Origin of the sequence: Collinsella sp. AM10-26 (genome assembly GCF_003472525.1) — a bacterium.
GTDB lineage: Bacteria > Actinomycetota > Coriobacteriia > Coriobacteriales > Coriobacteriaceae > Collinsella.
Map to the genome: position 1 here is coordinate 73,168 of NZ_QRMC01000001.1, position 18,685 is coordinate 91,852.

An 18,685-nucleotide genomic window follows, 5' to 3' on the forward strand; every position below is an offset into this window, starting at 1 on the left:
GAGCCCTCCCACATCGTATCGTGTGCCCTATTGCACACATATAACGGGCGCCCCGGTCGGAACACCCGTCATTACCTAAAGAAATCGCTACTCAGCGATGGTGACGCCCATGGAGCGGGCGGTACCGGCGATGATCTTCTTGGCGGCGTCAATGTCGTTGGCATTGAGGTCCGGCATCTTGATCTCGGCGATCTTGGTGAGCTGCTCTTGGGAGAGCTGACCAACCTTGTCGGCCTGGGGCTTAGCGGAACCAGACTTGAGGTTCAGCTCCTTCTTGATGAGGTGAGCCGCCGGCGGGGTCTTGGTGATGAAGGAGAAGGACTTATCCTCGTAGACAGAGATCTCAACGGGGATGATGTCGCCCTTCTTGTCCTGCGTCTCGGCGTTAAAGGCCTGGCAGAACTGCATGATGTTCACGCCAGCAGCGCCCAGGGCAGGACCGACGGGAGGAGCGGGGTTAGCGGCACCAGCAGGAATCTGGAGCTTAATGACGTTGGCAACCTTCTTCTCAGCCATGGTCATTCCTTTCGAATCACGAGTGTGAAGTACTTGCTATATCGTAAGCACGCACGTGTTAGAAGCACTCCTGAGATGAGCAGTCACAGAAGAAGCACGCTCGCGCGAACGGACGAAAACTTAAGCGATGACAGCGACCTGGTTAAAGTCGAGCTCGACCGGCGTCTCGCGGCCAAAGATCATCAGCGTGACCTTGAGCTTGCCAGCCTCGGTGTTAACCTCGGAGACTTTTCCATCAAAGTCGGTAAGCGGGCCATCGGTGACGCGGACGGACGTGCCGACCTCAATATCAACCGAGGTACGCTTGGGCGAATCACCCTTACCGGGACGACGAGTCATCTTATTGTACTCGTCGCGGGAAAGCGGAGCGGGCTTGCCGTTGCCGCCCAGGAAACCGGTGACGCCGGGCGTGTTGCGAACGCACGTCCATGCATCGTCATCCATCTCCATGCGGACCAGAACATAACCCGGGAAAATCTTGGAATCCTTGGTCTCGCGCTTGCCACCCTCTTTAATCTCAGTGACGCGCTCCATAGGAATCTCGATATCAAAGATACGGTCCTGCATGCCCATAGTCTCGATACGATGCTCGAGATCAGACTTAACGCGGTTCTCGTATCCAGAGTAAGTGTGAACGACGTACCAACGCTTAGACATGGTTTAGCCCCTCAATCCAGAGAACAGAGCAAGAGCCTCGCCAAAGCCAGCATCGAGCAGAGCGATGACGACGCCGACGACGATCAGAGACGCGCAAACGACGACCGAGTAGTTCACGAGCTCCTTCTTATCGGGCCACGTGACACGCTTCATCTCGGACTTGACCGAAGCGAAATACTTCTTGGTGCGGGCGAAGAAACCAGGCTTCTCGTTCTTCTTGGACTTTGCAGCCTTCTCGTTCTTCTTGGCAACGGCCTTCTTGGCCTCAACCTTGGAGTTGGCGGCAGCGTTGTTGGCGGATGCCGGCTGCTGAGCCTTCTTCTTGTTCTTCTTGTTGGCCATTTGGGTTACCTCCGCGCAATGCGCTTATACATGAGTAAACCGTAAGCCCCCAATGGGAGCTTACGGAATGATGACTGGCACGCCAGGAAGGACTCGAACCCTCAACACTCGGTTTTGGAGACCGATGCTCTACCAATTGAACTACTGGCGTATGTGACTAAAGACTAGCGAGTCTCTTTGTGCAGCGTGTGGTGACGGCACCAGGGGCAATACTTCTTGATCTCCATACGATCAGGCATGTTCGCCTTGTTCTTGGTGGTCGTATAGTTGCGGCGCTTGCACTCAGTGCACGCAAGAGTAACTAGAGTACGCATGTATCCTGAACCTTTCATTTCCGCCCCGTACGGGCACGAGTTGGTACTTTATCAGCTCTACGTAAGTGCTGTCAACGAAAACCTCGAGTCAATTGGTTCTCGGTGGATCCATTCATATTTGGAACACATCAATGAAGCCAGCGAGAGCTAATCGACGGTGCACCCAGGATCATTATCGATCCTCTCGACACCAGCAACGGCTCAATGTCCATTGCAGAAAAGAACCCGGCACCCATATAAGTGCCGGGTTCTCTAAGTCAGCTATATCAGAGAGCTAATTTACTCAATGATCGTGGAGACGATGCCCGAACCGACGGTGTGGCCACCCTCGCGGATAGCGAAGCGCAGGCCCTCCTCCATGGCGATCGGGTGGATGAGGTCGCCCTCGATGGTGATGTGGTCACCAGGCATAGCCATCTCGGTGCCCTCGGGAAGCTTGACCGTACCGGTAACGTCGGTGGTACGGAAGTAGAACTGAGGACGATAACCATCGAAGAACGGGGTGTGACGGCCGCCCTCCTCCTTGGTCAGAACGTAGATCTCGCCGGTGAACTTGGTGTGCGGGGTAACCGAACCGGGCTTGCAGAGAACCTGGCCGCGCTCGATGTCCTCGCGCTTGATGCCGCGGAGCAGCAGACCGACGTTGTCGCCAGCCTCGCAGAAGTCCATGGACTTACGGAACATCTCGATACCGGTAACGACGGTGTTCTGGGTGTCCTTGATGCCGACGATCTCGACGGGCTCGTTGAGCTTGAGCTCACCGCGCTCGACACGGCCGGTAGCAACGGTACCACGGCCGGAGATGGTCATAACGTCCTCAACGGCCATCAGGAAGGGGAGGTCGTTGTTACGAGCAGGCGTCGGGATGTACTCGTCGACGGCGTTCATGAGCTCGCGGATAGCGTCCATCCACTTGGCGTCGCCCTCGAGAGCGCCCAGAGCGGAACCACGGATGACGGGGATGTCGTCGCCGGGGAAATCGTACTCGGAGAGGAGTTCACGGGTCTCCATCTCGACGAGGTCGATGAGCTCGTCATCGTCAACCATGTCGCACTTGTTCAGGAAGACGACGATGTAGGGAACGCCGACCTGACGGGCGAGCAGGATGTGCTCGCGGGTCTGAGCCATGGGGCCGTCGGTAGCGGCGATGACCAGGATAGCGCCGTCCATCTGAGCAGCACCGGAGATCATGTTCTTGACGTAGTCAGCGTGGCCCGGGCAGTCAACGTGAGCGTAGTGACGGGCAGCAGTCTCGTACTCGACGTGGGAGACGGAGATCGTAATGCCGCGCTCGCGCTCCTCGGGAGCCTTGTCGATGTTCTCGAACGCAGTGAAGTCAGCCTTGCAGCCCTCGGTCTCGGAGAGAACCTTGGTGATGGCAGCGGTCAGCGTGGTCTTGCCGTGGTCGACGTGACCAATGGTGCCGATGTTAACATGCGGCTTAGTGCGCTCAAACTTCTCTTTGGCCATAAAGCCCTCCTCTTAACAGGTCGTCCCCGGACGGGACTTTGCCTTTATACCATAGTGGCCTCTCAACATACTATTGAGAAGCCACCGTGTTACCTATGGTAGCGGTGACTGGATTCGAACCAGTGACGCCACGGGTATGAACCGTGTGCTCTAACCAACTGAGCTACACCGCCGGATGGAGCCTGCAACCAGACTTGAACTGGTGACCTCTTCGTTACCAACGAAGTGCTCTACCGACTGAGCTATACAGGCACTTGACGGGTGGGAGCTATAGGATTCGAACCTATGTAGGCAGAGCCAACGGGTTTACAGCCCGTCCCCATTAACCACTCGGGCAAACTCCCAATCGTTCAAGTATCCGCAGGTTCTTTGGTCTTTTGGACCGCCGCCCCCGCGAACGAAGAAGATAATACGATGCCACCTTGGGGGCTGTCAACGAAAACCTCTAGATACACGGTGCCGGGCGTATCTATATACCTGTGACCTGCGGTTTTGTTGGGTTTAGATATGAAGGACGGTGAATTTCGCTACGCTGGTGACATTTCCCGAGGCAACACTTTGGTGTAGTGGAGTACACCTTCAGGATCGAACTTCGATACCGGCTTATTTACACCTATATATAGGTCGTGATCGCGCTTCTCTGGCTTGACCGAGCGTGGATGACTGGAGCCGGTCCGGCCTTTGTCTCGATCTGTAACATCTAGAGAACATTTTCTCCCCTATCTGTTACAGATTGAGATATTACGCAGAGACCCCAGCTCACGTCTCATTCTGTAACAGTTAGAAACGATTAAACCGTCTTGGTGTTACAGTTTGAGACTAATTGGGGGACGAGACGGACGCTTTGCCCGATACTTATCAACAAAAAAGAAACGGGCCCTGTCCCACAAGGAACAGAGCCCGAAACTCTCATGGAGCCAGTGACAGGAATCGAACCTGCAACCCACTGATTACAAATCAGTTGCGCTACCGTTGCGCCACACTGGCACACTTGGCGCTTTCGCGCGAAGCCTGTTAAGAATAATGGAATTGCGGACGGGGCGCAACAGGCCGCACGGCGATATACAAATATGCAAAATCCAGCAACAGCGCATACCAGGCCCGTTCATTTCTGTCAGTATGCCCTCAATCTTAAAACCATTCGCCAGAACGAATAGTTTTAATTACAATTGGCTATATAAAACTATTCGTTTTGGCGAAGGGTTTCGCGATGTTGACTACAAAGGAAGCAGCCGAGCTGCTCGGCATCACCCCGCGCAGGGTGCAGGAGCTCATTAAGAACGGCGCGCTGACCGCCCGCAAGGCTTCTGGCGTGTGGCTTATCGACAAAGACAGCGTAGACACGCGACTCCGCTCCGCAACCAAAAGAGGGGGACGGCCTCGTCGCGGGCATGGGAAAAGCGAAATCGCATTTACCCTCATGAACCGCACGCACGAAGTAGCCCAGCTGGTCTACAGCAGATCACGGAAAGACTTCACCCACATCGGCGCCGACGTCGATCGTGCCCACGCCCCTATTGGAGTTTTTGCTCCCAGCAAACCCGTATCGCTCGACTCCTTCCGCATCTGGTGGCGCGGCCGCGGTATCCCACTCGCACGCATTGGGCTAACCTCCCTGCTTGCAGAAGCCGCAGTCGATGTTCCCGATGAACTCGTACAGCGAAATCTCGGCCTCTCCCTATCCGACCAGTATTGGATTAGACCCCAAGATTCCGGTCTCGCCTGGGAGGATATCAACTTCTTCAATAACGCCTTTGATGACGTCTCGCTGTCCATTGCGCCCTTTGCCCCAGAGGGAAAAGCGGCTGCCGCAAAGCCCGATAACACCTCGGACGGCAATCTTCAAAAGTACTGGACGTGCGAGGGCGGGCGTCGAATTCTGCATAAGGCAGGAGCGCACCTGAACCAAGAACCTTATAACGAGCTGGTGGCGACCGCGCTCCACCGGCGCATCCTAAACGCCTGCGATTATGTGCCTTACTCGCTCGAGGGCACGGGCACTTCCGCCATGAGCATATGCGATGTCTTCTTAACTGATGAAGAAGAGTATGTCCCTGCGTTCTATGTAAACCAGCACGCAAACGCAGATGAACGGCTAACCGACTACGAGCGATATGTAGCAAACTGCGAGGAGCTCGGGGTGACAGGCGTTAAGGATGCCCTTGACCGCATGATCGTGTGCGACGACATCATCGCCAACTACGATCGTCATTGGCGCAACTTCGGCCTCGTGCGAAACGTCAACTCACTAGTCTGCAGGCCAGCCCCCATCTTCGATTCGGGCTCATCGCTCTGGTGCAACATTTCTCTTGAGGAGCTTAGGGCGGGAGAGCACAGTTTTACCAGCGCGCAGTTTCATTCAAGCCCCGCCAAACAAATGCTGCTCGTCGAGGACATGGGCTGGTTCGATGGAGACAAACTCAAAGGCTTTGTCGACGAGGCAATCGAGATTCTGTCTAAAAACGATGCCCTAGCAGCGAGACTGCCTTATCTAAAAGAGGCGCTAACGTGGCGCCTCGAAAGAATGATCGACATCGCTGAATGGAGTTAGCAAGGCAGCATTGCCCCGCCAGCTCCCCTACCGTCCGCGCAACGCCTTGAGCTTGGCCAGGGCCTCGGGGCTCAGGCGGCTGCCCAGGGTCATCTTGATTTGCGGAGCTTCCTCTGCCTCGTGAACATCGTTATCGATCTGTTTGATCTCGTCCACCAGCATGCGGCTCGAGATGCGCGTGACGCCCTTGCCCATGACGACGGCCTGGATCGTGCCGTCGCTCGACACCACGGAGCACGCGCGGCCTTCCTCGCGCGCCTCGATGCAGAGCTTCTGCACCACGGTATCGGCAGAGACGCCCGTCGGCGAGAACTCGATACGCACGCCGCGGGCCGGCAGGTTGGGGCGCTCGCTGGAGATATTGCCCGCACCGTCGAACACGATCACGGCCTCGTAGCGGCCCTGGGCAAACGCGGCAACGTCGTTGATGAGCGCCGTGCGCGCCATATCGTGGACGTCGCTGGAATACGGACCATCGGAATGGTCGTAGACGAGCTTTTCGTAGCGCGGCGTGCAGTGAATCACGTTGTAGCCGTCGACCACCAGCAGCTCGGGCTTATTGGAGTGCACCGTCGAGACCGGATCGGCGATGGCCTGCGCAAACGCATTGCCGCCCACGCCATAGGTCGCGGCCGAAACAATCGGCTTGGCCGAGCCCTCGCCAAAGCGCTTGGCCTTGGACTTGGCGCGGTTCTTCTTGGACATGCGCTACTCCTTCCCCATGAGCTCGCCGGCGTTGCGGCGCAACCACTCAAAGCACAGCGCCGTGGTCGCCTGGGCCACATTGAGGCTCTCGGTCATACCGCGCTGGGGGAGCTTGGTCAAAAAGTCGCACTTCTCGAGCACCAGGCGCGAGATGCCGTCACCCTCCGAACCCATGACAAGTGCCACGCGGCCCTCGAAGGGAGCGTCCCAGCAGCTGCCCTCGGCGTGCTCGGAGGCACCGCCCACCCAAAAGCCGGCGGCCTTGAGGTCGTCGAGTGCGCGAGCGATATTGGGAACCTGCGCAATGGGCAGATGCATGACGGCGCCGGCTGAAGTCTTGTAGCTGCCCACCGTTACGCCTGCTGCTCGTTTGTTGGCGATGATGACACCGGCCGCTCCCACAACCTCGGCGGAGCGCACGATGGCACCAAAGTTGCCGTCATCGGTCACATGGTCGAGCACGACAACGAGCGCAGGACCCTCGCCCGCGCGGTCGAGAATGTCGGCAACGTCGGCGTAGGGAAAGTTGCCCACCTCGAGCGCAATGCCCTGGTGAGCGCCGTGGCTCGACAGCGCATCGAGCTGTGCGCGCGACACGTACTTAATGCGGACGCCCGCGGCGTTGAGGTCATCGACCAGATGCGATAGGGCGGCATCGCGCTCCCCACCCTCGGCAATCAGCGCACACTTGACGGGAAAACCGGTGCGCAGAGCCTCGGCGGCAGCACGGCGGCCCTCGATGAACTCACCCTTGGGAGCCTGGACAGCATCGCGGCCACGCTCGCGCTGCGGACGCGCAGTCTGGGCTTGGGAGCGCTCGCGCTGACCCTTGGACGCGGCAGTGCGGTCATTGCGGCGAATCGGACGCGAGCCAGAAGCAGCCTGCTTGCCGCCACGAGACGCACGCTTGCGATTGTCGGCCATAAAACGGCCTCCTTAAATAGATAACGAACAAGAATCGACCGTCCGAGCCACGGCACCTTGCCTTTCAATCGTCGGGCATGACCACCAGGTCTATGCCCTCCTCTTTCAAGGCAATCTGCCGCACCTCGAACGGTCGACAAATACTAGAGACTCTTAATACGGGTGCCGGCGGCAGTATCCTCGATCGTCAGCCCGAGGTCCTTGAGCTGGTCGCGGATGGCGTCGGCCAGATCCCAGTTCTTGGCGGCGCGGGCCTCGGCGCGGGCCTCGAGAATCTTGGCAGCGGCCTCGTCCACGTCGTCGCCCGTGTAGGCGACCAAGCCGGCGGCAACGCCTAGCAGACCCAGCGGCAGCTCGACCTTGGGCTCGGGGAGCTCAACGCCAAACGTATCGAGCAGCTCGACCAGCGTATCGGCGGCGGCCAGGGCAGCGGTCTTGTCGGCAGCGTCGCCCGCTTGCTCCAGGTACTGGTTGCACTCGGTCACAAAGCCAAAGACGGCACCCATGGCGCCGGCGGTGTTAAAGTCGTCGTCCATGCACTCCTTAAAGGTGGCGCGGGTCTCGGCGGCCTTGGCGGCAAACGCCTCGGATGCTGCCTCATCGGCATCGGCCGTCGCATGGTTCGCGGCCCAGCGCAGGTTCTCGACCGTACCGGCGATACGCGTGAGCGAGTTTTCGGCACCCTCCAGGCGCTCCCAAGAAAAGTCGAGCGGCGAGCGATAGCTCGTCTGCAACATCAGCAGGCGCAGAGCGGCAGCGGAGTGCTGCTCGAGGACCTCGGCCAGCGTAAAGAAGTTGCCGAGCGACTTGGACATCTTCTCGCCGTCTACCAGCAGCATGCCTGTGTGCATCCAGGTGTTGGAGAAGCCCTGGTGCCAGGCGCAGGTGGCCTGGGCGCACTCGTTCTCGTGATGCGGGAAGGCAAGGTCGGAGCCGCCGCCGTGGATGTCGATCGGAGTGCCCAGGTAGCGATGCACCATGGCGGCGCACTCGGTGTGCCAACCAGGACGGCCCTCGCCCCAAGGGCTCGGCCAGCTGGGCTCGCCGGGCTTGGCGGCCTTCCACAGGGCAAAGTCGAGCGGGTCGTTCTTGTCCTCGTTCTCCTCGATGCGCGCGCCAACCATAAGGTCATCGATGTTGCGGCCCGAGACCTGACCGTAGCTGGGATCGCTGCGCACGGCAAAGTACACATCGCCGTTATCGGCTGCGTAGGCATGGCCCTGCTCGATGAGCGTCTTGATCATGGCGATCATGGGGCCGATCTCCTTGGTGGCGCGGGGGCGCACATCGGGATCGAGCACGTTGGCGGCACGCATGACGCCGATGAACTTGTCGGAGAACTCCGTCGCGACCTCGGCAGCCGTACGGCCCTGCTCGTTGGCGCGCTTGATGATTTTGTCGTCGACATCGGTGAGGTTCTGGGCGAACGTGACCTCGTAGCCGCTCGCGATGAGCCAGCGACGAATCACGTCAAAGCTGATGAACGTGCGGGCATTGCCGATGTGGATGTTGTCGTAGACCGTGGGGCCGCACACATACATGCGGACCCTGCCGGACTCGATGGGCTGGAACTCTTCCTTTTTATGGGTAGCGCTGTTGTAGATACGCATTCGTTACTCCTTAACGGTTTTCTGTAGCAGGCAGACGGCCCAGGCGCCGATTCCCTCGCCCTGGCCTTCCCAACCGAGCTTTTCGGTCGTAGTGGCGGCGACGCCCACGTTTTCGACGTCAACGCCCAGGGCATGGGCAAGGTTGGCGCGCATGGCATCGCGGTGCGGGGTGATCTTAGGTTGTTGACAGGCAATGGTGCAATCGGCATCGACAAACTCAAAGCCCAGCTCGCGCGCATAGTCCATCACGCGAGCGAGCAGCACCATCGAATCGGCACCCTCGTAGGCGGGATCGGTGTCGGGGAATAGCTTGCCGATGTCTCCCCCGCGGCAGGCTCCCAGAATGGCGTCTGCCAGCGCGTGTGCAAGCACATCGGCATCCGAGTGGCCCAGCAGGCCGCGCTCGTAGGGGATGTCGACCCCGCCGATGATACATCGACGCCCCTCCACCAAACGGTGGACGTCGTAGCCGTGGCCAATGCGCAGGTTACTGAACATGGGGAAGGTCCTCTCCCTCGGCCATGCGGCCAAGCAGAATCGCGGTTACGGGACGCAGGTCCTCGGGCACCGTCACCTTAAGGTTATCGCGCGGGCTCTGGACACAGCGGACGCGCCCGCCCATGCGCTCGACCAGCGAAGAATCGTCGGTCCCGATAAAGCCCTCGGCGATAGCTGCGGTGTGGGCGCGCTTCATGGCGTCGACGCTAAAGATCTGCGGTGTCTGCGCGGCCCAGTAGAGCTCACGCGGCGGCGTCTCGACGATATTGTCGCCGTCGACGATCTTGAGCGTGTCGATCGCGGGCTGACCGCATACGACACCGTCGAGCGAGCGGTCGCCCACAAGCACGTCGATCGCATGATCGATGGCCTCGGTCGTGATGAGCGGACGGGCGCCGTCGTGGATGGCGACATATTCGAAACCCGCCGGAACCGCATGCACGCCGGCACGGGTGGAATCCTGACGGGTATCGCCGGCATCGGCGAAGCTGATGGGCGTGTCATAGTCAAACGGATCGATGGCCAGGCGGCGCATCTCGGCGCGGCGCTCGGCAGGGCACACCACCACGATGTGGCCGACCTTGTCGCTACGATCGAACGCGCGGATGGACCAGCTCATGAGCGGACGGCCCGCCACGTTAACGAGCTGCTTGCCGCCTGGATTTCCAAAGCGCTGGCCGCTGCCGCCGGCAACGACCACGGCGCATACGGGCGCCATTATGCGTTCCCCTGTTTGGTGCCCTTCATGCGGTACAGCGAGTCCGCAAGAATGGCAGGGTTGTTGACGCCAAAGTCGCCCAGGCGCTCCGGGTCCTCGCTGATGTCGTCCATGAGCTCCTGCAGCGAGCCATACTCGTCGACGATCTTCTCTGCCACGCCGTCGCGCACGACGGACACGCGCGAAAGCGTGCGCAGGCCCAGCGGCGTCATGACGGAATCCTCGTCCAGGTCGTCATAGCCCAGAACTGCCGCCACGTGCTGCGGGTCGGACAGGTCCTTAGGCGTCATGCGGCTCAGCTCGGCGCGGATCTTCTCGGCGTTGGCCTCAGAGGAATCGCTTGCGTAGTCGCGGATCATCAAGTCGTATTCGGTATCCATGCTGGAGCCCGCGAGCTGCTCGAGCTGCATCTGCACGAGCTTGCCCTGATTACCCAGCTTGACGATGCAATCCTTAAGCTCGGTCTTTGCCTGCTGCATGATCTCGAAGCTCGAGAAGATGCCGGTGATGTCGGCGAGCGTGACGTAGTCGTCGAGCTCAAGGGCCGTCAGGCGCAGCAAGGAGCGGTCGAGCGACTGACGGGTGGTCTGAAGCGTGGCGACGAGCTGGTTGACCGAGCTCATGATGGTGGTGACGGGCTGGATCTCGTAACTCTTGCCGTGGACGTACACGTTGACGACGGCACGACGGGCCGAGACCGAGATCACGATGGCATCGGTGAGCACCGACATGCGAGCGGCAGTACGGTGACGCATGCCCGTCTCACTCGTGGCGAGCGAGGGATCGGGATTGAGATGGAAGTTGGCGCGCAGAATCTGGGTGAGGTCGCCGTCGATAACGATGGCGCCGTCCATCTTGGAGAGTTCGAACAGACGGTTCGAGGTGAACGAAATGTTGAGCGGGAAGCCGTCGTTACCAGCAGCGAGCACGTTTTCGGTGTCACCGACGCAAATGAGGGCACCAAGGTGACCGGCGATGATCATATCGAGGGCGGTGCGGATCGGCTGGCCAGGTGCCGTCAGGCGAATAGCCTGTTCCATACGCTTTTGCAGCTCGTTCTTATCCAAGGCATCGCTCCCATCGTGTACGCTCCATAAACGCTAAATAGTTTCTCACGGTTTGTCCCTGCGGCGCTTGCGAAATCCGATGCTTACAGAATGAGCGAACACAGCTTAGGTAGCTCATTTGGGACGGGGCTCCTTTGACTGCTCATGTGATAGCATTGGGTCTCATATAAATGAGGGAGTAGTCGCGTAATCGGGCTCGCCCGCAGAGATGGAGCCAGACTATGGGACTCGCAGAGCTCGTGTTGCTCGCCGTTGGCCTTTCGATGGACGCCTTTGCCGTATCCATCTGCAAGGGTCTCGGCATGAAAAAGATCAACCTTAAGGTCGCCGTGGTGCTCGGCCTGTTCTTTGGCGGTTTTCAGGCCGGCATGCCCGTAATCGGATGGGCGCTTGGCAGTCAATTCATGGGCATCATCGGCCCCATCGACCACTGGATCGCCTTTATCCTGCTCGCCTTCATTGGCGGCAAAATGCTGTGGGAGGCATTTACCGAGGACGAGGATGAAGGCGACGGCAAGGATGCCGAAAAGATTGACCTGGTCGAGTACCTGATCCTCGCCATCGCTACCTCAATCGACGCCCTAGCCGTGGGCATCTCATTTGCCGCGCTCTCGGTCGACATCGTGCCCGCCGTGTCGCTCATCGGCATCACAACCTTTATCTTCTCCATCGCCGGCGTGGCGATCGGCCACACCTTTGGCGCGCGTTACGAAAAGCCTGCCACCATCGTGGGTGGCGTCGTGCTCATCCTCATCGGGCTTAAGATCTTGCTTGAGCATCTGGGGATTCTCGCGATATAAAAAACGCCTCTCATAAGCTCAACGTCAATGTAGAGGTCTCATGCAGAGTTTTACATAATGCCTTTTCGTGCAGACTTTTGCATGTCATACTGATATGCAAAAGTCTGCACGTTAGGAGATCGCCATGGATACCCTTCCCATCACCACACCGCGGCAAGCTGGCATCTATGTGCGTCAGGCACGCGAGGCTCAGGGTCTCACCCGTGCCGCCCTCGCTAAAATGGCCGGTGTTTCGGAGCGCCTGCTCGCATCGCTCGAGCTAGGAGACGCCACTGGCATTCGACTCGACAAGCTGCTGACCGTCTTTAACGCACTCGGCATAAGTCTCTTTGTGCAAAGCGATAACGACCCAATCGCATCACCCTTTAAACATCCGACGACGATAGCGGACCTCCCTATCGCGAACTCGAATGCCCTGCCCAAGCCAAGTGTAGGCAGACGACCCGCCCGACAAGGAACGCCATCTTCCTATGGTGCCTTGCTGGCCCAAATCGCAGCCGAGCAAGGCCTTACCGACACTTCAGACCTCTCCTTTGGCTGTAAGGTTGTGAAATAAATGGCAGAGATGGAGCTTGCGACCCTCATTTGTGGCGAAATCGCAGGCACTCTCCGGCAAGACGAGCATGGACTCTGCAGCTTTGTATACGCCCCAACCTATCGCGGAGCACCGCTATCGCTAACAATGCCGCTTTCCAATCGCACGTATGGCCATAACATCGTCCGCCCGTTCCTATTTGGCCTTTTGCCCGACAGTCAAGAGCAGCGTCGCGCTATTGCCGCCGAGCATGACGTTGCATCCAACAACCCCGTCGCCCTCTTGTGCCATATCGGTCTTGACTGCGCGGGGGCCGTTCAGTTTTGTCGAACCGATCAATTAGACGCCGTCCGTGGCAGGGTCTCCGCATACCGCCCGCTTACCAATTCTCAAATCGCTCATAAGCTCAAAGCAATTCGCGATGACGAAAGAGAGACATGGATGGGCTCCAACGAAAGCTGGTCCCTGGGCGGCAATCAAGGCAAATTTGCACTAGCTTGACATGATGGCCAATGGTGCGAATGTCTAGGGTCATCCCCCACTACCCATATCTTCAAAAATGGTGTCGTTGGGTTCAAACATCAGGCCTTAAACGAATTCGTCTGCATGAAAACGGCTCGGCGTGTTGGCATTCCAACTGCCGACGTCTCCTATTGCACATTTGAAGACGAAGCCGCGCTCGTCGTTGAACGGTACGACAGAATGGTCAATAGCAGCGGAAATATCGAAAGGCTGCATCAGGAGGACTTTTGCCAGGCGCTCAGTGTATTGCCAAGCCAGAAATACACCGCCGACGGAGGACCAACCACACGAGACATCCAAGAACGACTGATTAAAACAGTCCCCCACCACATGAATCTTGTGCTTTTTACCTATATGTTGTTCTATAACGCCATTATCGGAGCGCCTGACGCACACGCTAAAAACTACTCGCTCGTCCTTGGCAAAGGCACAAACGCGGCGCTCGCACCCATGTACGATGTCGCATCGGGCTTGGCGTATGAGAGCATGCGACGTCGGGCACGCCTTGCTATGAGCGTTGGCGGCGAAAATCGTGTGGGACGCATCGGTCCAGGCGCTATCCGCCGATACCACGGTATGGGCGACCCCGCGCTGGAGGTGGCGCTCTCCGATGCCGGGCTATCCGAGAAGTTTTGCTTTGCGACCATGATGGACCTCGCCTACGAGGTACCCATTTGCATGGAAGAGGTCATGGACGAATACGCCGACCTGCCCGGCATGGCGGACCTGCGCGAGCATATGCTCGGCCCCGTCCGCGAAAACTGCCAGCGCACCCTCGACCTCATCAAGGCGGATATTGGCTAGACGCCCGCAATTTCCCATTTCCCAAAAGAAGAGAGGGGGCACCCGTCGCAAAAGCTCGGGTGCCCCCTCTCGTAATGTCATTTGCAATCCGCTAGCACGTGGCTCGGGCTGCTGCTAGCGCAACCCTTACGCGGCAAGGCGCTTGAGGACGTCGATGAGCAGCTCGTAGAAGCGCTCGGCAGAAGCGAGCTCCATGCTCTCGTCCGGGGTGTGGACATCGGAGAGCGTCGGGCCCACGGCGATGGCGTCCAGGCCGCGCAGGGCCTCGGCAAACAGGCCGCACTCAAGGCCGGCATGAATGGACTCGATGCGCAGCTCGGAGCCAAAGAGCTCGCGATAGCTCTCGACAAAGACGTCGCGGACCGGCGAATGTTCGGCATAGCTCCAGCCGGGATACTCGAACTCAAACTTGGCGTCGAAGCCCAGGACATCGGCCAGCGTCTGCAGACGATCCTTAAACTCGTTCTGCAGCGAGGTGATCGAGGAGCGCGGGGACAGCATGATCTTGACCTCGTCGTCAGAAGTGGCAACCACACCGATGTTGGAGGAGACCTCGACGGAGCCGTCGGTAGCGACGTTGCGGCGAATCACGCCGTTAGGGGCAAGACGCAGAGCGCGGATAAGGGCAAGCGCGGACTTCTGGTCCATGGCCTCGACCTCGGCATCGTCGGCAATCTCGACGGCGCAGGTAAAGCCGGGGTCGAAGACCTCGAGCTCGGCGGTGACGTCGGCGATGATACCCTTTGCGATCTGGGCCGCGGCCTCGGCGGCGGCGTGGTCGGCGTAGACCAGAACAGCCTTGCACTCACGGTTGATGGCGTTGTCCTTGGTGCCGCCGTTAAAGCTAACGATGGCGGGCTCGCCGGCGACCATCAGGCGGTCGATGATACGGGCCATGATGAGGTTGCCGTTGCCGCGCTCCAGGTGGATATCGCTGCCGGAGTGACCGCCCAGCAGGCCGGAGATGTCGAGCGTGAGGGTGCTACCGGTCTTGTGCTCGCGCACGATCGGGCAGGCGTAGGTAACGACGACGCCGCCGGCGCAGCTGACGGTGGCAACGCCCTCTTCCTCGGAGTCAAGGTTAATCATGGTGCGGGCGCTAATCTGGGACTTGTCGAGCGTCTCGGCGCCGACCAGGCCAGTCTCCTCGTCGGTGGTGAATACGCACTCGAGGGCGGGGTGAACGATCGAATCGTCATCGAGAACAGTGAGCATCAGAGCGACGGCGATACCGTTGTCGGCACCCAGGGTGGTACCGTTGGCGGTGAGGACGCCGTCCTTGACGACCAGGTCGATACCATCGGTCATAAAGTCGTGCTCAACGGAGCCCAACTTGTCGCACACCATATCGATGTGGCCCTGCAGCATCACGGTCGGGGCATTCTCGGCACCGGCAGATGCGGGCTTGCGAATGATGACGTTGTAGACCTCGTCCTGATACACATCGAGGCCGCGCTCCTTGGCAAACGCGACCAGGAAATCGCTGATGCCCTTCTCATTGCCAGACCCACGGGGGATCGCGCTGACCTCCTCAAAGAAATGGAACAGCTGGGCGGGCTCATAGCCGGTGATCTTGTAGTCCATGGTGCCTCCTTGGCGCAACTGGTTAGACAGTAAGATATGCGACTTGTATATTCCCAGACTTTGCGTGCATAAACCAGTCGAAAACGCCGAGCGCCCTTGCATCATCGGCTAACGGTGAGGAAACGCCACTTTATCAAGATAAAGCATCTTAGACGGGCAGTGCCGAAGGGACGTTGGACCCTTCAATCAACCTCAACACTTGATCAGCGTTTATGCATACGCCGTTGGTATGTTTAATGAGATTTACCTTGAACGAAGGGGCCTTTCCAACAGAAAAAGGGCGCTCCTTTGGAACGCCCTCGTGGACACAAGGTTTTTGTTACGCCCTACAGCGCGCCGGAACCGGCTTGCATCATGCCGCCGGGGCCCGAGCTCACGCCACTGCTCACAGGCGCGGCGTTCCCGATGTGCGGTGCCGCCGGGGCGGAATCGCCACCGAGCGTGCCCGCCGGACGCGGTGCCGGGATCTCGCCCCTGCCGTGGCTAAAGACAAACTTGCCATCGGCCACGTCGCACAGGACGGTATCGCCCTCGCCCCACTCGCCGGCCAGAAGCTCCTCGGATAGCGGGTCCTCGATGAGCTTTTGAATAGCACGGCGCAGCGGACGTGCGCCGTTGGTGAGATCAGTGCCCTCGGCCACGATCTTGTCGTAGGCCGCATCGGTGAGCTTGATGTTCATGCCGTTTGCGATCAGACGCTGGCGCAGATCGTCCACCAACAGGTGCGCGATCTTGGTGAGATTCTCGCCCGAGAGCTTCTGGAACACCACAATGTCGTCGATACGGTTGAGCAGCTCGGGGCGGAACAGGCGCTTGAGCTCGCCCATCGCGCGGCCCTTGATCTCACTCGACGTGAGACCCTGCTCGCCGGTGGTGCCAAAGCCAACGCTCGCATCCTGTGCGATCTCGCGGGCGCCCACGTTGGACGTCATGATGATCACCGTGTTGCGGAAGTCGACCGTCTTGCCCTGGCTATCGGTCAGACGACCCTCCTCCAGCACCTGCAACAGAATGTTGAAGATGTCGGGGTGCGCCTTCTCGATCTCGTCGAACAGCACAACCGAGTACGGGTGACGGCGCACGGCCTTGGTGAGCTGGCCGCCCTCGTCATGGCCCACGTAACCCGGAGGGCTACCGATGAGCTTGGAGACCTCGAACTCGCTGCCGAACTCCGACATGTCAAAGCTGATGAGCGCGTCCTTGCTGCCAAAGAGGTACTCGGCGAGCGTCTTGGCGAGCTCGGTCTTGCCCGTGCCGGTGGGACCCAGGAAGATAAAGCTGCCGCCGGGGCGACGCGGGTCCTTGAGCGGCGAACGGCTGCGGCGCACTGCCTTGGCGACGGCCTCGACTGCCTCATCCTGGCCGATGATGCGGGTCTTGAGCACGCTTTCGGTCTGCAGCAGGCGACGGCTCTCGCTCTCGGTGAGCGAGGAAACCGGTACGCCCGAAGTCACGGACACAATGTCGGCAATCTGACTCACGTCGATGGTGAGCGGGCTGGCGTCGAGCTCGGCGGCCCAGGCGGCCTTGGCCTCGGCGAGTTCAATCTCGGCAGCCTTCTGCTGCTCGGTGATCTCGGCGGCCTTGTTCATGTCGTCGCTCTCGGTGGCCTCCTGCGCGGCAGCCTTGAGCTCCTCGATGCGATGCTCGGCCTCGCGCACCGGCTCGGGCGCGCGATTCGCGGCGATGCGAGCGCGGGCACCGGCCTCGTCGATGAGGTCGATGGCCTTATCGGGCAGGAAGCGATCCTGGATGTAGCGGTTGGAAAGGTTCGCGGCGGCCTCGATGGCACCCTGCGTGTAACGAACGTGGTGGTGCTCCTCGTAGCGTGGCTTGAGCGCGGTCAGGATCTTGACCGTGTCCTCGACGCTCGGCTCCTCGACATCGATGGTCTGGAAGCGACGCTCGAAGGCCGGGTCCTTGGTGAGGTACTTGCGGAATTCCTCGGCCGTGGTGGCGCCGATAATCTGGAAGGCACCGCGCGCAAGCACGGGCTTGAGCATGGAGCTTGCATCGATGGAGCCCTCGGCGGAACCAGCACCGATGATGGTATGCATCTCGTCGATAAACAGGATGACGTCGTCGGCTTCGGTTGCCTCCTGGATCACGTTCTTGAGGCGCTCCTCAAACTCACCGCGATATTTAGCACCCGCAACAAGGCCCGGCAGGTCGAGCGTCCAGATGTTCTGGTTCATAAGGTTCTCGGGCACGTTACCGGCGGCGATCTGCTGTGCCAGGCCCTCGACGATGGCCGTCTTGCCCACGCCGGGGTCGCCCAGGATAAGCGGGTTGTTCTTGGTGCGGCGCGAAAGGATCTCCATCATGCGCTGGACTTCTTTTTCGCGACCAATCACCGGATCGAGCTTGCCGTCGCGCGCCTTCTGCGTGAGGTTGGTGGCGAACTGCTTGAGCGTGTCGGTGCCGCTCCCCTTTTGCTGTGAGGCGTCCGAGCCGCTAAAGAACGGCAGACCCGCACCGGGACGCCCGGCACCGGCGCCAGCGAGCGGGCGCTTCTTGTCCTGGTCCTTGGCGGTAAGCTTCTCGATGGCCTTCTTGATGGAAGCAGACGACACACCCAGGCGCATGAGGATGTCCATGGCCATGCCGTTACCCTCTTCGACAATGCCGATGAGCAAGTGCTCGGTCGACACATAGGTCTGGTTGTTCTCGCGTGCCACACGGAAGGAGCGCTCCATCACACTAATGACGAGCGGCGTAAAGGCGAGCTTGGCGGCCTCGGTTTCCTCGCTGGACTCGGGAACGGTAGTCTGGACCTCCTTGAGGGTGTCCATGATGTCGTCGTAGGAGATATCGAGCGAACGCAGCGCCTCGGCGGCAATGCCCTCGTCCTCCTTGGCGAGCGCGAGCAGCAGATGCTCGGTACCCACCTTATTTGAATGAAGATCGAGCGCCTCTTGCTTGGCCATGGACATGACCTTGCGCGCGCGATCGGTAAAACGGTCTAACATGCTAGTTCCTCTTAGACGAGCTAGTTTTTCAAACGCAAAGCGCCACTCGTGGCGGCGCTTTGGTCTCTTTACCCATATGGAGTATATGTTAACCGTTGG

The 18,685-nt window shown here is 59.5% G+C and carries 17 protein-coding genes, 5 tRNA genes and 1 pseudogene; 5 read left to right on the top strand and 18 right to left on the bottom strand.

Annotated elements, in window-relative coordinates; translation table 11 throughout:
- Window positions 1-87 precede the first annotated feature (87 nt).
- From rplK to DW123_RS00370, 10 genes are all read right to left on the bottom strand, one after another.
- A complete protein-coding gene (rplK, locus tag DW123_RS00325; RefSeq protein ID WP_022093893.1) occupies window positions 88-516 on the bottom strand; it encodes a 50S ribosomal protein L11 in 429 nt (142 codons plus the stop codon).
- Window positions 517-636: 120 nt separating this feature from the next.
- The gene (gene nusG / locus DW123_RS00330) at window positions 637-1,173 is read right to left on the bottom strand and encodes a transcription termination/antitermination protein NusG (RefSeq protein ID WP_099432095.1); all 537 of its coding nucleotides are present in this window, start codon (window positions 1,171-1,173) and stop codon (window positions 637-639) included.
- A 3-nt stretch (window positions 1,174-1,176) separates the two neighbouring features.
- Window positions 1,177-1,515: a preprotein translocase subunit SecE gene (gene secE, locus DW123_RS00335; RefSeq protein WP_118272914.1), complete on the bottom strand. Its 339-nt coding sequence runs from the start codon at window positions 1,513-1,515 to the stop codon at window positions 1,177-1,179.
- 75 nt (window positions 1,516-1,590) lie between these two features.
- Window positions 1,591-1,666 (bottom strand) — tRNA-Trp (locus DW123_RS00340).
- Between the two features lie 13 nt (window positions 1,667-1,679).
- Window positions 1,680-1,829: a 50S ribosomal protein L33 gene (gene rpmG / locus DW123_RS00345; protein WP_102372646.1), complete on the bottom strand. Its 150-nt coding sequence runs from the start codon at window positions 1,827-1,829 to the stop codon at window positions 1,680-1,682.
- 279 nt (window positions 1,830-2,108) lie between these two features.
- Window positions 2,109-3,299 (bottom strand): elongation factor Tu, encoded by a 1,191-nt coding sequence (gene tuf / locus DW123_RS00350; RefSeq protein ID WP_117563790.1) that lies wholly within the window; start codon window positions 3,297-3,299, stop codon window positions 2,109-2,111.
- A gap of 96 nt (window positions 3,300-3,395) precedes the next feature.
- Window positions 3,396-3,472, bottom strand: a tRNA-Met gene (locus tag DW123_RS00355).
- A gap of 3 nt (window positions 3,473-3,475) precedes the next feature.
- A tRNA-Thr gene (locus DW123_RS00360) sits at window positions 3,476-3,551 on the bottom strand.
- 10 nt (window positions 3,552-3,561) lie between these two features.
- Window positions 3,562-3,643 (bottom strand) — tRNA-Tyr (locus tag DW123_RS00365).
- Window positions 3,644-4,211: 568 nt separating this feature from the next.
- Window positions 4,212-4,286, bottom strand: a tRNA-Thr gene (locus DW123_RS00370).
- Window positions 4,287-4,509: 223 nt separating this feature from the next.
- On the opposite strand from DW123_RS00370, the gene DW123_RS00375 reads away from it, so the two are divergent.
- Window positions 4,510-5,850, top strand: coding sequence for a DNA-binding protein (locus DW123_RS00375; protein WP_117763511.1), 1,341 nt, complete (start codon window positions 4,510-4,512; stop codon window positions 5,848-5,850).
- Window positions 5,851-5,877: 27 nt separating this feature from the next.
- Here DW123_RS00375 and DW123_RS00380 read toward each other — a convergent pair whose 3' ends face one another.
- From DW123_RS00380 to disA, 6 genes are all read right to left on the bottom strand, one after another.
- On the bottom strand, window positions 5,878-6,555 hold the full coding sequence (locus DW123_RS00380; RefSeq protein ID WP_118272915.1) for an NYN domain-containing protein: 678 nt from the start codon (window positions 6,553-6,555) through the stop codon (window positions 5,878-5,880).
- Window positions 6,556-6,558: 3 nt separating this feature from the next.
- Window positions 6,559-7,479, bottom strand: a complete 921-nt coding sequence (gene rlmB / locus DW123_RS00385; RefSeq protein ID WP_118272916.1) for a 23S rRNA (guanosine(2251)-2'-O)-methyltransferase RlmB — start codon at window positions 7,477-7,479, stop codon at window positions 6,559-6,561.
- A 143-nt stretch (window positions 7,480-7,622) separates the two neighbouring features.
- Window positions 7,623-9,089 carry a cysteine--tRNA ligase gene (gene cysS, locus DW123_RS00390; RefSeq protein ID WP_118272917.1) on the bottom strand — a complete coding sequence of 489 codons (1,467 nt, stop codon included), beginning with the start codon at window positions 9,087-9,089 and terminating at the stop codon, window positions 7,623-7,625.
- 3 nt (window positions 9,090-9,092) lie between these two features.
- Window positions 9,093-9,587 carry a 2-C-methyl-D-erythritol 2,4-cyclodiphosphate synthase gene (gene ispF, locus DW123_RS00395; RefSeq protein ID WP_006234975.1) on the bottom strand — a complete coding sequence of 165 codons (495 nt, stop codon included), beginning with the start codon at window positions 9,585-9,587 and terminating at the stop codon, window positions 9,093-9,095.
- The gene (gene ispD, locus DW123_RS00400; protein WP_117629251.1) at window positions 9,577-10,305 is read right to left on the bottom strand and encodes a 2-C-methyl-D-erythritol 4-phosphate cytidylyltransferase; all 729 of its coding nucleotides are present in this window, start codon (window positions 10,303-10,305) and stop codon (window positions 9,577-9,579) included. The genes ispF and ispD overlap by 11 nt, the downstream gene beginning before the upstream one ends.
- Window positions 10,305-11,345, bottom strand: coding sequence for a DNA integrity scanning diadenylate cyclase DisA (gene disA, locus DW123_RS00405; protein WP_369796797.1), 1,041 nt, complete (start codon window positions 11,343-11,345; stop codon window positions 10,305-10,307). The genes ispD and disA overlap by 1 nt, the downstream gene beginning before the upstream one ends.
- Before the next feature lie 248 nt (window positions 11,346-11,593).
- Here disA and DW123_RS00410 point away from each other — a divergent pair, with 248 nt between their 5' ends.
- The 4 genes and pseudogenes from DW123_RS00410 to DW123_RS09690 all read left to right on the top strand — a co-directional run.
- Entirely contained in the window at window positions 11,594-12,172 is a 579-nt protein-coding gene (locus DW123_RS00410) for a manganese efflux pump MntP family protein (protein WP_117763507.1), read from the top strand.
- A 124-nt stretch (window positions 12,173-12,296) separates the two neighbouring features.
- Complete coding sequence (locus DW123_RS00415) at window positions 12,297-12,728, top strand: helix-turn-helix domain-containing protein (protein WP_117794198.1); 432 nt, start codon at window positions 12,297-12,299, stop codon at window positions 12,726-12,728.
- Window positions 12,729-13,208 (top strand): HipA N-terminal domain-containing protein, encoded by a 480-nt coding sequence (locus DW123_RS09685; RefSeq protein WP_233540094.1) that lies wholly within the window; start codon window positions 12,729-12,731, stop codon window positions 13,206-13,208.
- Window positions 13,209-13,247: 39 nt separating this feature from the next.
- A pseudogene (locus DW123_RS09690) lies at window positions 13,248-14,033 on the top strand (HipA domain-containing protein); the annotation flags it as partial.
- A gap of 126 nt (window positions 14,034-14,159) precedes the next feature.
- Here DW123_RS09690 and DW123_RS00425 read toward each other — a convergent pair.
- Both DW123_RS00425 and DW123_RS00430 read right to left on the bottom strand, forming a co-directional pair.
- The gene (locus DW123_RS00425) at window positions 14,160-15,617 is read right to left on the bottom strand and encodes an aminoacyl-histidine dipeptidase (protein WP_118272918.1); all 1,458 of its coding nucleotides are present in this window, start codon (window positions 15,615-15,617) and stop codon (window positions 14,160-14,162) included.
- 326 nt (window positions 15,618-15,943) lie between these two features.
- Window positions 15,944-18,586, bottom strand: coding sequence for an ATP-dependent Clp protease ATP-binding subunit (locus DW123_RS00430; RefSeq protein ID WP_118272919.1), 2,643 nt, complete (start codon window positions 18,584-18,586; stop codon window positions 15,944-15,946).
- Between the last annotated feature and the right edge of the window lie 99 nt (window positions 18,587-18,685).

Excerpts from the sequence above, each read along its gene's own strand:
- DW123_RS00410 (WP_117763507.1), top strand. The coding sequence starts at position 11,594 with ATGGGACTCGCAGAGCTCGTGTTGCTCGCCGTTGGCCTTTCGATGGAC.
- nusG (WP_099432095.1), bottom strand. The coding sequence starts at position 1,173 with ATGTCTAAGCGTTGGTACGTCGTTCACACTTACTCTGGATACGAGAAC.
- DW123_RS00375 (WP_117763511.1), top strand. The coding sequence starts at position 4,510 with ATGTTGACTACAAAGGAAGCAGCCGAGCTGCTCGGCATCACCCCGCGC.
- ispD (WP_117629251.1), bottom strand. The coding sequence starts at position 10,305 with ATGGCGCCCGTATGCGCCGTGGTCGTTGCCGGCGGCAGCGGCCAGCGC.
- rpmG (WP_102372646.1), bottom strand. The coding sequence starts at position 1,829 with ATGCGTACTCTAGTTACTCTTGCGTGCACTGAGTGCAAGCGCCGCAAC.
- cysS (WP_118272917.1), bottom strand. The coding sequence starts at position 9,089 with ATGCGTATCTACAACAGCGCTACCCATAAAAAGGAAGAGTTCCAGCCC.
- rplK (WP_022093893.1), bottom strand. The coding sequence starts at position 516 with ATGGCTGAGAAGAAGGTTGCCAACGTCATTAAGCTCCAGATTCCTGCT.
- DW123_RS00425 (WP_118272918.1), bottom strand. The coding sequence starts at position 15,617 with ATGGACTACAAGATCACCGGCTATGAGCCCGCCCAGCTGTTCCATTTC.
- tuf (WP_117563790.1), bottom strand. The coding sequence starts at position 3,299 with ATGGCCAAAGAGAAGTTTGAGCGCACTAAGCCGCATGTTAACATCGGC.
- DW123_RS09685 (WP_233540094.1), top strand. The coding sequence starts at position 12,729 with ATGGCAGAGATGGAGCTTGCGACCCTCATTTGTGGCGAAATCGCAGGC.
- secE (WP_118272914.1), bottom strand. The coding sequence starts at position 1,515 with ATGGCCAACAAGAAGAACAAGAAGAAGGCTCAGCAGCCGGCATCCGCC.
- disA (WP_369796797.1), bottom strand. The coding sequence starts at position 11,345 with ATGGAACAGGCTATTCGCCTGACGGCACCTGGCCAGCCGATCCGCACC.
- ispF (WP_006234975.1), bottom strand. The coding sequence starts at position 9,587 with ATGTTCAGTAACCTGCGCATTGGCCACGGCTACGACGTCCACCGTTTG.
- DW123_RS00415 (WP_117794198.1), top strand. The coding sequence starts at position 12,297 with ATGGATACCCTTCCCATCACCACACCGCGGCAAGCTGGCATCTATGTG.
- DW123_RS00430 (WP_118272919.1), bottom strand. The coding sequence starts at position 18,586 with ATGTTAGACCGTTTTACCGATCGCGCGCGCAAGGTCATGTCCATGGCC.
- DW123_RS00380 (WP_118272915.1), bottom strand. The coding sequence starts at position 6,555 with ATGTCCAAGAAGAACCGCGCCAAGTCCAAGGCCAAGCGCTTTGGCGAG.
- rlmB (WP_118272916.1), bottom strand. The coding sequence starts at position 7,479 with ATGGCCGACAATCGCAAGCGTGCGTCTCGTGGCGGCAAGCAGGCTGCT.